This is a genomic window from Candidatus Methylacidithermus pantelleriae, from assembly GCF_905250085.1.
Classification (GTDB): Bacteria; Verrucomicrobiota; Verrucomicrobiia; order Methylacidiphilales; family Methylacidiphilaceae; genus Methylacidithermus; species Methylacidithermus pantelleriae.
Map to the genome: position 1 here is coordinate 1 of NZ_CAJNOB010000033.1, position 9,902 is coordinate 9,902.

Sequence of the window (9,902 nt, forward strand, 5' to 3'; positions counted from 1 at the left end):
GATGGGAAGAAAAAGACCGCCGGCAACTGGGCGGCCAAACCAAGGTATCCACGGACCGCAGCCTATCGGCTGCGGTTGCGGCTGCCCGGGGGATGGGGGATCCTAAGCCAATACCTGGCTCTTAAGGGCATCCTGCCCTTCGCCCATGGCCAGGAGGCGGTCCTCTAGGCGTTCTCCGCCAGCCGGATGGGCAGCGCGCCAATTAAGGCTAGGGAACTTCTCCGCAAGCGAAAAAGATCTGTGGAATCCCCATGGCAAGAGCAAGGAGCACGCTAAAGCGGTTTTTGCTAGTGGGTGCCAAAAGATTGCCCGGGCCGACGATGCCGAATCCGGCAAGGGGCTTCTAATCGAAGGATTGGATCTTGGCAAAAGCAAGGCTCGAGCATGACTCAGTGGATCCCGTTTAGGCCCGCTTGCTCTTTTCCTTCGCCTACCGGCAAGGCGATCGCGAGGGCTTAAGTCGGCTTTTTTCTATCGGAGTCGAAGTGACCGAAGTCGACCCAGCCTACACGTCTGTGATCGATGCCGTCAACCACGCGCGTCCTTATGGCGCAAGTTTTTACCATTGCGCGGCCTCGTGCCGTCGCCTGGAGAGGGTTAGTGCTCTCCAAACGCGCGTCGGTGCCAGAGGCAGTCGTGTCACCTTCGCTTTACCCGGAAGCAATCGGACAAAGGATGTATGGTCGTTTCTATGAAGGGGGTTCGGGGGAAACTCAAAGCGGGGCATGCAGCGCATGGCCGGTCGGAAGGCAATCGAATGCCTCCGGCGCCTCTGTCCCCGAAAACACGGGACTGGGCGCTACCTGGGTTTTGGGCCCATTGGCACCTTTCCCTGACCCTGGGCTAGCTTTCGCCGCAAGAGTGCGAGAAAAAAAGACCCAGGTTTAGCGCCCGTGCATGAGAGGCACCAAGAAAGGGAAGCCATCCAAAAGGCTTCGGGTTAAGCTTCTGCCTTATCCTTCCCAATCAGGAGCACGCAAGCCGCGCTTGCGTGCCGCTCGTGGGTCAAGCTCACCAGGGCCAGTGTCACCCCTTTGGCTTCCGCCAGCTGGGAACTTTTGCCATGAAAACGCAGTACAGGTCGGCCTCCCTGGTCTGGGATAATTTCCAGCTCTTTCCAGCACCACACCCCCACCCCTAGGGCTTTGCCAGCAGCCTCTTTGGCCGCAAAACGAGCAGCAAGATGGGGGAGGGGATCGGGAAAGCGAAAGCAATATTCCCGTTCGCTCGGAAGAAACACGCGCCTAAGAAAATCTTCCCCAAAACGCCTCCAGGCGCGATCAATTCTTCCATTGTCGACTAAGTCAATCCCCAGTCCTAGGATCTTCAACGGGTTCTTTTTCTAAAAGCTGCACCATCTCTCGGATTGCCGCCCCTAATCCGTACAGCAAAGCGCGGGCGACGATCGAGTGGCCGATATTCACCACAGTGACGTGCGGTACCTCTCGAAGATATCGCCGAACATTGCGGTAGTGAAGCCCGTGGCCTGCATGTACGGAAAGACCCAAAGTGACAGCCTTTTCGGAAGCTTGGCGATGGCGAGCCAGTTCCTTTGCAGCGGTGGCTCCTTCCCTTGCCAGGGCATAAGCACCTGTATGAAGTTCCACAGCGTCGGCTCCAACCGAAGCGGCAGCTTTTACCTGAATTTCCTCTGGGTCAATAAAGACGCTTACCCGAACACCCATCTTTTTTAATTCTTGGATCACTTGACCCACCCAATCCGCCTGGGAAGCGACATCCAGTCCCCCTTCGGTCGTCACTTCTTCTCGCCGTTCTGGGACAAGACAGGCCTCATGGGGCTGGATTCGCTTCGCTACCTCTATCATCTCGGTTGTGGGAGCCATTTCCAGGTTGAATCGGGTCCGGATGGCTTGCCGGATACGCCGGGCGTCTTCCTCTTGTATGTGTCGCCGGTCTTCCCGAACGTGCGCCGTGATTTGAGAAGCACCTGCCTCTTCCGCGATGAGTGCAGCCGCTAATGGATCAGGTTCCGCCAACGGCGAGAAGGGGTCCAACCGGTAGCGGGCTTGCCGAAGGGTTGCTACATGGTCCACATTGAACCCAAGCTCAACCGACGCCATGATCTTTTATTAGCACCAAGCGCCCACAAAGGCAAAAAGGCTTGGCCGGTATGGGCCGGAGCTGCTGCTACTTTTAACCGAGGCATCTATCGTGCGCATTGGAGAATTGGAGCGGGCATTGCGAGAGGCCCAGCACTTGTGGAAAGAAACGGCTGGGGCAGACCGTCGTTCCCTTGTACAGACGTACCGCAAGTTTCTCTCCCGGGAGCAACACCGGCTACGTCTGGCCCACAAAAGAGGCGAGGGGGGATGGGAACTTGCGCGCCTGCGTTCCGATCTTCTTACGGTGCTTTCGCGGAGCGTCTGGGAATGGGCATGGGAAGAACCCAGGGGAAAGGTCTCCGATCGTGCCCGGTTAGGAATCACTCTTTTGGCTGTGGGGGGATTTGGTCGTGGGGAGCTCTGTCCTTATAGTGACGTGGATCTCCTCTTTACGTTTGACCCCAAAAAGATCTCTCGAAGTTTGGTCGACGATTTGGTCAAACGAGTACTCTATCTGCTTTGGGACATTGGTCTTGAGGTAGGTCATGCAACACGATCCGTTTCGGAGGTTCTTGAGTTATCCAATAAGGACCTGGAAACAAAGACCAGTTTTCTCGATGCCCGTTGGATAGCGGGATCATCGCCTCTCTGGCAGCGACTCGAGCGCGACTTCCAACGCGAGTGCATTCATGGCCGCCAAAGGGAATACCTCTCTTGGAGGTTCTCTTCTGAAAAAGAGCGGCACTTGCGGTACGGTGGTACGGTTTTTGTTCAGGAACCGCACGTGAAAAACGGGTGTGGAGGGTTACGGGATCTCCACAACCTGCTTTGGGTAGCCCGGGTAGCCCGTGGCTGCCGTTCTTTGGCACAACTGGTGGAGCAAAGAGTTCTCCACGCTTCCGACAAAAAACAGCTGGAAGACGCCTACAGCTTTCTTCTCCGGATTCGCACGGAAATGCATTATCAAGACCGTCATCGGAGTGACCTATTGACCTTAGAACTTCAGGGTCGTGTGGCTACAGCCTTAGGATATCCCCATGGATCGATTCTCCGCCGGATCGAGGAAATGATGAGGGACTATTACCGGGCGGCCCAGACTCTCCACCTTTTGACCCAAGCAGCGGTTCGCCACCTCTATGGCACCTCTGAGCCTCGCGCCCGTCGCTTGTTTTTCTCTTTGTTCAATCGAACGGCCCGTTTGCGAAAAATCGATGGATTTGTGATTCGCAAAGGAGAGCTTGAATGGGGAGGGGACTGGGCATCCTTTTCGAAAGACCCGCACTTGATCCTGCGGGCATTTCTTTTGGCCCAGCGGTTTGACGCAGAGCTCGGGCCTTCCTTGGCTAGCTTTCTCCGAAGGTGTGTTCCGCTGGTAACAAAGGGGTTGCTAGAGGAAGAGCCAGTACGTGAAGGGTTGCTATCTCTTTTCTCCGCCAAGGGAAAAGTAGCCCGTATTGCCCGTCGAATGCACGAGTTGGGGCTTCTAGGCCGTTTTTTCCCAGAGTTTGCTCCCCTTACCTGCTTGGTCCAGCACGAGTTTTTCCATCGTTACACCGCGGATGAACATACGCTGGTCGCTTTGGAAGCATTGGATCGGGTGATCGACGCTTCAGATCCTCCCTACAACCGCTACCAACCGGTTTTTCAAAGAGTCGACCGACCCTATTTGTTATATTTGGCGCTTCTCCTTCATGACACAGGTAGAGCGGTCCATCGCCAACACCATGCCGAAGAAAGCGCTGCAAACGCGGGCAAGGTGGCGAAACGGCTCCGGCTGCCTTCCAGGGAACGTTTTGTTTTGGAGTTTCTCGTTTATCATCATATGACGATGTGGGAGGTGGCCAGCCGAAGGAACTTGGATGAAGAAGAGACCGTCTTAGAATTTGCTCGCCTTGTCCAAACGAAAGAAAAACTGGACCTCCTTTTGCTTATCACTTTTAGCGATGGCGAAGGGACAGTTGGCCCTTCGGATGGACACACCCAATGGAGAGAACTTTTGATCTGGGAGTTGTATCAGAAAACACGTATGGCGCTCGAAGGTCGAAAAGAGTTTGAGGAGGTGGCGAGGCGTTCTTTGGAGGAACTCCGCCTGCGGGTCCAGAATCGGCTTGGGGGGCAAGTGGAGCCGGAGGAAATCATGGCCCACTGGAAGAACTTGCCTGAACACTATTTTGTGCGGCTCTCCGAGGAGCTGATTGAGACGCATCTTAAGGCGATTCATGAATTTTTCCTACGGCAGCTTTCACCGGATAGTACCGGGTTGGAACCCGTGGTCCATTGGGTGGACCGGCCGGCTTTGGGTGTGAGCGAGGTAACGGTGGTTACGTGGGACCGGGAAAGGGTTTTTGCCCGGATTACGGGTGCTTTTACCGCGGTGGGGCTTTCCATTCTTAGTGCGGACGTTTATACCCGGGAGGACAGCATTGTAATCGACACTTTTCGCGTTTGCACCTTGCGCGGCGAAGCAGCGGCCGAGGAGCATTACCGGGTAAACTTTTGCCAGCTTTTGAACGAGGCTTTCCAGAGGGAGGATTTTAGTTTTCTTCCGCTGGTTTCCAAAGAGAAGTTTTGGACCCGGCCACTTCCCGCAGTCCCAGATTTTCCAACACGTTTTTGGTTTGATCTCGATGCTTCGAAACGGTTCACCGTGCTGGATATCCAGGCCCCGGATCGTCCTGGTCTTTTGTATCGCATCGCCGAAGCATTAGCCGGCGCCAAGGCGGACATTGTTTTTGCGCGGATTACCACCGAAAAAGGCGCGGCTTTGGATACCTTCTATCTTTTGGAAGAGGATGGTCAGAAAATCACTGATTCCAGGCGCCTGGACGAAATTGTTCGTTCGCTAAGAGAAGCACTTTCTTTATAAGTTTACGGCGGAGCGGTTTCTCAGCGGTCGGCCACTGAGGGGAAGACAAGCCGGTTCCCTCTTGTTGGGAAGTTTCCCAGGAAACTCGCTTGCTCGCAAGAACGCAAAAGAAACTTTAAGAAAAGCTTGTGGAAAAGCAAAAGCCTTCCTCCTTTCCTTTTTCCATAAAAACAGCCGATCTAATCGAGCTTTTTAAACCCACTCGTGCCATCCGGTTCTTTCTCAAAGCCGCGATCGAACAATCTCAGGCCAGTAGTGGCTCTTTTATTTTGTTTAACCCCAACACCGGCCTTCTTGATATTGAGGCTTCCATCGGCCTTCGCAAAGGGGCCCGGCGAGTCAAACTCAAGCTCGGCCAAGGAATCACAGGATGGGTAGCCACGACGGGCGAACCGCTGCGCGTAGACGACGTGCGTCTCGACCGGCGGTACGTGTGTGTTGACCCTCGAGTCCGCTCAGAGCTTGCAGTTCCCGTGGAATGGCAGGGATCGGTGATTGGTGTCCTCAATGTCGACAGTCATCGAGTCAATCATTTTACCGAGGAGCACCAAAGGGATCTTATTTCACTTGCTGAGGAGGCGGCTCGGTGGCTGGCGTTCGCTTGGGAGATCCAACGACTCCGGCGTCGAGGAGAACAGCTCACAGGTCTGCTAGGGATTGGGAGGACTCTGGTTTCCGAAAGCAACTTGGACGCGGTTTTGCAGGGGGTTGTTCGTCATGCCTGCCGCCTGGTCCAAGCCAAAGCCAGTTCTCTTTCCTTTTGGGATTCCGAAAAGCAAGAGCTTGTCTTACGATCAAGTTTTGGCACCAGTAAAGAGTTCCTGCACAAATCCCCGATTCGCCCTGGAGAGTCGCTTATGGATCTGGCGATTCAAAGGGGACGAGCTGTGGCCTTATTCCATCTTCCAGATGACCCTTATCTCTACTACACGGAACGGGGTAAGGAAGAAGGTTTTGCTAGTTTGCTCGCGGTTCCCCTGGTTTTTGCCAAGAAATTCCTGGGTGTACTGGCGGTCTACACGGGGGTTCCGCACCGGTTTTCAACGGAAGAAATCCGGCTTCTTCAGATGCTGGCCGATCTTTCTTCGGTTGCGATCCAAAAGGCCCAGCTATGGGAGCGTCTTATGGAAACCGAAGAGGCCCTGCGACAAAGTGAACGCCTTTCTGCATTGGGGCTTCTAGCTGCAGAAGTAGCCCACGAGATCCGAAATCCCCTGGCTGTCATGCAACTTCTTTTCCATAGCTTGGTCCAATCGGCGAAGCTCGAAGGCCATGCGCAAAAGGATGCGGTGATTATTGGGGAGAAAATGCGGCAGATGAACCGCATCTTGGATCAGGTCCTTCATTTAGGCCGCTCTGCGGAACCGGCGCCCGAATGGGTAGACGTTTCCCAAATGCTGGAGGATATCCTGCTTTTGGTCCGCGCAAAAGCCCAAAAACAAGGGATAAGCGTCCGGAAGAAAATCACTCCCGGTTTGCCTCCGCTCCTCGCAGACCGTGCCCAGCTAGAGCAAGCCCTGTTGAATCTGGTTTTAAACGCGTTGGAAGCCATGCCAGGAGGTGGGACGCTTTGGCTTGAAGCGCAGCCTTACACCCACCGGGGAACTCGGTATCTGGCTTTGGGGGTGGGTGACACCGGCCCGGGACTGAGCCGGGAACAAAAAGAAGATCTTTTTACCCTTTTTCGGACCTCAAAGCCCGGGGGGACGGGGATTGGGCTTGCGATTGTCCGGAGGATTGTGGAGAATCACCGCGGAAAAGTCCTCGTACAATCCCGCAAGGGGAGGGGAACCCGGTTTCGCCTCTTGATTCCGTCGGACCCATTGGAGGTGAGCTAGGAGGCACTTTTGACTTGTGTTGGGAACCATTTTCACCCATCGTTTTTTTGGAAAAAGTACATCTACGTTTCCTTTCCTTTAAGGGAAAGGGTTTCCTGTTGCGGCCCCATCATCTAGCTGGTTAGGATACGGCCCTCTCAAGGCCGGAGCACGGGTTCGAATCCCGTTGGGGCTGCCAAAAGCAGTTTTTACACGAAACAAAAGGACGACCAGGTGATCCGTGTAGGAATTGGATATGATGTGCATCGCCTGGTCTCTGGCCGGCCGCTTATCCTGGGAGGAGTAAACATCCCTAGCGCCAGGGGGCTCGAAGGCCATTCCGATGCCGATTGCTTGATCCACGCCATTTGCGATGCACTTCTCGGGGCCGTTGGAGAAAGGGATATCGGGTTTTACTTTTCAAACCGGGATTCGCAGTGGAAGGACGCTCCAAGCCGCATTTTTCTCGAAAAAGTTGTCGCTCAGCTAGCGAAGCTTGGGGCCAAGGTAGTCAACATCGACGCTACGATTGTTGCAGAAGAGCCCCACTTGTCTCCCTATATCCCCCAAATCAAGACCTCCATTGCCCAGATAATGGATATCTCCATCGGCCAGATAGGAGTCAAAGCAACGACCCAGGAAGGAATGGGGTTTTTGGGACGAGGAGAAGGGATCGCCGTTTGGGCGGTCGCTGCTGTTGAACTTAGAGAAACCCCTTGCTAGCCAAACTTCCTCGGTTAGGCTCGCATACATGCTGCCGCCTTGGCCCTTTTTTGTTCGCCAGGTGCCTACTTGGCTTTGGCTCGTCGTAGCGCTTCTTCTTGGTACTTGGTCCCCTCTGTGGTGCAGGGAAGGGGACGCTCGTATCTTTGTTTCGACGGAAAACGATGGGGTTTGGATTTTTTCTTACCCAAAGTTTGAATTGGTCGGCAAAGTAGCCCTAGAAGGGCGACACCCCAGAGGAATCGCTCTTACACCCGACGGGCGTTACCTGATTACGGCCAATCGAACAACTGGAGACCTTGCGATTATCAATCCCAAGACCCTCCAAGTGGAACGGTCGCTTGCGGTGGGTCGCAATCCCGAATTCGTCAAAGTGCACCCTTCCGGTCACTGGATTGTTGCTTCCTACGAGCCATCCATATCCCCTGCCCCGAAGGGGAAACCTCAAGAAACCATACTTCCACGAGCTCATATTCTGGTTTGGGAAGTCGGGAGCTGGAAACAGGTAGCGGATCTCGCAGCGGGTTTGGAGACGGAAGGAATCGAGTTTTCATCCGACGGGCATCAGCTGGTCGTGACCAATGAGGGGGATAGTACGATCGGGGTTTACCACTTTCCGTCGGGTCGGCTTATACGCATGGTGGATTTGAAACCCTACGGATTTCGACCTCGAGGGATCCGGCGCTCGCCGCAGGCCTCGCAGTACGCCGTTTCACTAGAGAACTCTTCAAAAGTTTTGCTTTTGAATAGTAAAACGTTTCAGGTGGAAAGAGAGCTCTCCACGGAAGCTGGCCCTTACGGGGTAGCATGGGATCCGCAAGGGAAATTTCTCATTGTCGCGGCGGCTCGTGCTGGGAAGTTGCAGGTTTTTGACCCGCAAACAGGCAAGCTTGTAACTTCCGTTCCGGTCGGGCAACGAGGGTGGCACTTTTCCTTTACCCCGGACGGCCAAGCCATCGTGGTTGCCTGTGGCCGTTCCCAGGACCTTCATGTAGTAGCAACCGGGTCATGGAAAGTAATTCAGGTGATTCCCGATCTTCCTGTTCCCTGGGGAATCGTGACTCTACCCCTTTCGGCAGGGAGTCTCGGACTTCCGTAAAAAATCCGTGATTTTTTCAGGGTGAGTGAGTTAGCCTTTTAGGCGGTCTCTCATGGGTATCCGATATCGAAGGATTCTGGAATTTTTTCTCCTTTTGTTTGGGCTTCTCTTGCTTCACACTGATCCGGGGTGGGCAATGAAACTTTCTTCTCCTTCGTTCTCCGATGGAGGACCTCTCCCATCCTCGAGCGCCTATCGCAAAGAAAACCGGCGACCGGAACTCCACGTGGCAGACGTTCCTCCTGGAACGGCTTCCTTGGCTCTCATCATGGACGACCCTGACGCCCCAATGGGAACCTGGACACACTGGTTAGTTTGGAATCTTCCGGCCGAGACGCGAGTGATTCCTTCGGATCGGTTGCCTCCTGGGGCCGTAGAGGGAAAAAACGATTACGGGGAAATAGGCTATGGAGGACCTGCCCCGCCATCGGGAACCCATCGGTACTTTTTTACTCTTTATGCCTTAAAGGAGACTCTCAGCCTACCGAGAGGTGCGGATCGCCGGCGATTGGAAAGGGCAATGGAAGGCAAGGTACTGGCCAAAGCAACCCTCATGGGGACCTTTTCGGCGGGCCGCTGAGCGACCCGAAAAGGAAACGTTCTTTAGGAGACAAGATATTAAGGCTCTCTGGGTGCTTACCTAAGGAATGCCCATTCACCGGCAATCCCCTTTAGATCTCTTGAGGTGGGCCTAAAGGACGGCCGAGGAATAAGGGTTAGATTCACTCTATGCTTGGCTCCGGCAACCTTCTCCGCTCTGGGTGGAGCACGGAGCTTGGCTTGGGTACTTTTTTGTCATAAATCTGTAGCCCAGGCAGCAAGGCTTGTGCCTGGCACTGCCACTATTGGCTTGGTTCTAGACTTGTCGCTAGGTGACAACCAACAGGTCGTGGTAGCTCATCGATCATAGCAATAGGGATACCGGCCGCTTTCTGGAGCGGCGGAGCCGTTCCGAGACGCGCCAAGTAACCTTGATGCTTTTGGGTCGAAAGATGGGCGCCGTTCCCCTTTGGCTAGTACGATCTAACCCGAGAAGACGATTGCTAGAGGGGGAACGCCATTTCCTTCACGGGGTAGAACCGATAGCTTGCATAATGACTCTGCGAATGGACAACGATGGGCAAAAGAATCACCGCTCTCGCTCGCGAGGGTGCACGGCGTTTCCCGACTGAAAGAAAATCCCCCATGCACGCAGGGATAGCTCTTGAGCCCTTCCCTTGGCTCTTTGGTTCCTCCTTTTGGAAGCTAAACCCTTGCGTCCTTTTTTCCTCGGCGAGGCAGAGATAAGCCCGCAGGAACGCTCCAGCAGAGGCTCCTCAACCTCTCCTTAAAAC

Annotated in this window: 9 protein-coding genes and 1 tRNA gene; 8 read left to right on the forward strand and 2 right to left on the reverse strand. The window is 54.5% G+C overall.

Features of this window, described 5'->3' with window-relative positions:
* The first annotated feature begins 413 nt into the window (after positions 1–413).
* Entirely contained in the window at positions 414–695 is a 282-nt protein-coding gene (locus tag KK925_RS07345; RefSeq protein ID WP_174583445.1) for a hypothetical protein, read from the forward strand.
* Positions 680–847, forward strand: coding sequence for a hypothetical protein (locus KK925_RS07350; protein ID WP_174583446.1), 168 nt, complete (start codon positions 680–682; stop codon positions 845–847). Before KK925_RS07345 ends, KK925_RS07350 begins: the two co-directional genes overlap by 16 nt.
* Positions 848–940: 93 nt before the next feature.
* Here KK925_RS07350 and acpS read toward each other — a convergent pair whose 3' ends face one another.
* Both acpS and KK925_RS07360 read right to left on the reverse strand, forming a co-directional pair.
* Positions 941–1,330: a holo-ACP synthase gene (gene acpS / locus KK925_RS07355; RefSeq protein WP_174583447.1), complete on the reverse strand. Its 390-nt coding sequence runs from the start codon at positions 1,328–1,330 to the stop codon at positions 941–943.
* Positions 1,305–2,081, reverse strand: a complete 777-nt coding sequence (locus tag KK925_RS07360) for a pyridoxine 5'-phosphate synthase (protein ID WP_174583448.1) — start codon at positions 2,079–2,081, stop codon at positions 1,305–1,307. Before KK925_RS07360 ends, acpS begins: the two co-directional genes overlap by 26 nt.
* A 91-nt stretch (positions 2,082–2,172) precedes the next feature.
* Between KK925_RS07360 and glnD the strand changes: the two genes are divergently transcribed.
* The 6 genes from glnD to KK925_RS07390 all read left to right on the forward strand — a co-directional run bounded on the left by glnD (position 2,173) and on the right by KK925_RS07390 (position 9,148).
* The gene (gene glnD, locus KK925_RS07365) at positions 2,173–4,929 is read left to right on the forward strand and encodes a [protein-PII] uridylyltransferase (RefSeq protein WP_174583449.1); all 2,757 of its coding nucleotides are present in this window, start codon (positions 2,173–2,175) and stop codon (positions 4,927–4,929) included.
* Positions 4,930–5,057: 128 nt separating this feature from the next.
* Entirely contained in the window at positions 5,058–6,767 is a 1,710-nt protein-coding gene (locus KK925_RS07370; protein WP_174583450.1) for a GAF domain-containing protein, read from the forward strand.
* A 102-nt stretch (positions 6,768–6,869) separates the two neighbouring features.
* Positions 6,870–6,945: transfer RNA gene (locus KK925_RS07375), tRNA-Glu, on the forward strand.
* Positions 6,946–6,980: 35 nt separating this feature from the next.
* Positions 6,981–7,469, forward strand: a complete 489-nt coding sequence (ispF, locus tag KK925_RS07380) for a 2-C-methyl-D-erythritol 2,4-cyclodiphosphate synthase (protein ID WP_174583451.1) — start codon at positions 6,981–6,983, stop codon at positions 7,467–7,469.
* Positions 7,470–7,530: 61 nt separating this feature from the next.
* Positions 7,531–8,568 carry a beta-propeller fold lactonase family protein gene (locus KK925_RS07385; protein WP_214096397.1) on the forward strand — a complete coding sequence of 346 codons (1,038 nt, stop codon included), beginning with the start codon at positions 7,531–7,533 and terminating at the stop codon, positions 8,566–8,568.
* A gap of 52 nt (positions 8,569–8,620) precedes the next feature.
* A complete protein-coding gene (locus tag KK925_RS07390; RefSeq protein WP_236027881.1) occupies positions 8,621–9,148 on the forward strand; it encodes a YbhB/YbcL family Raf kinase inhibitor-like protein in 528 nt (175 codons plus the stop codon).
* Positions 9,149–9,902 lie beyond the last annotated feature (754 nt).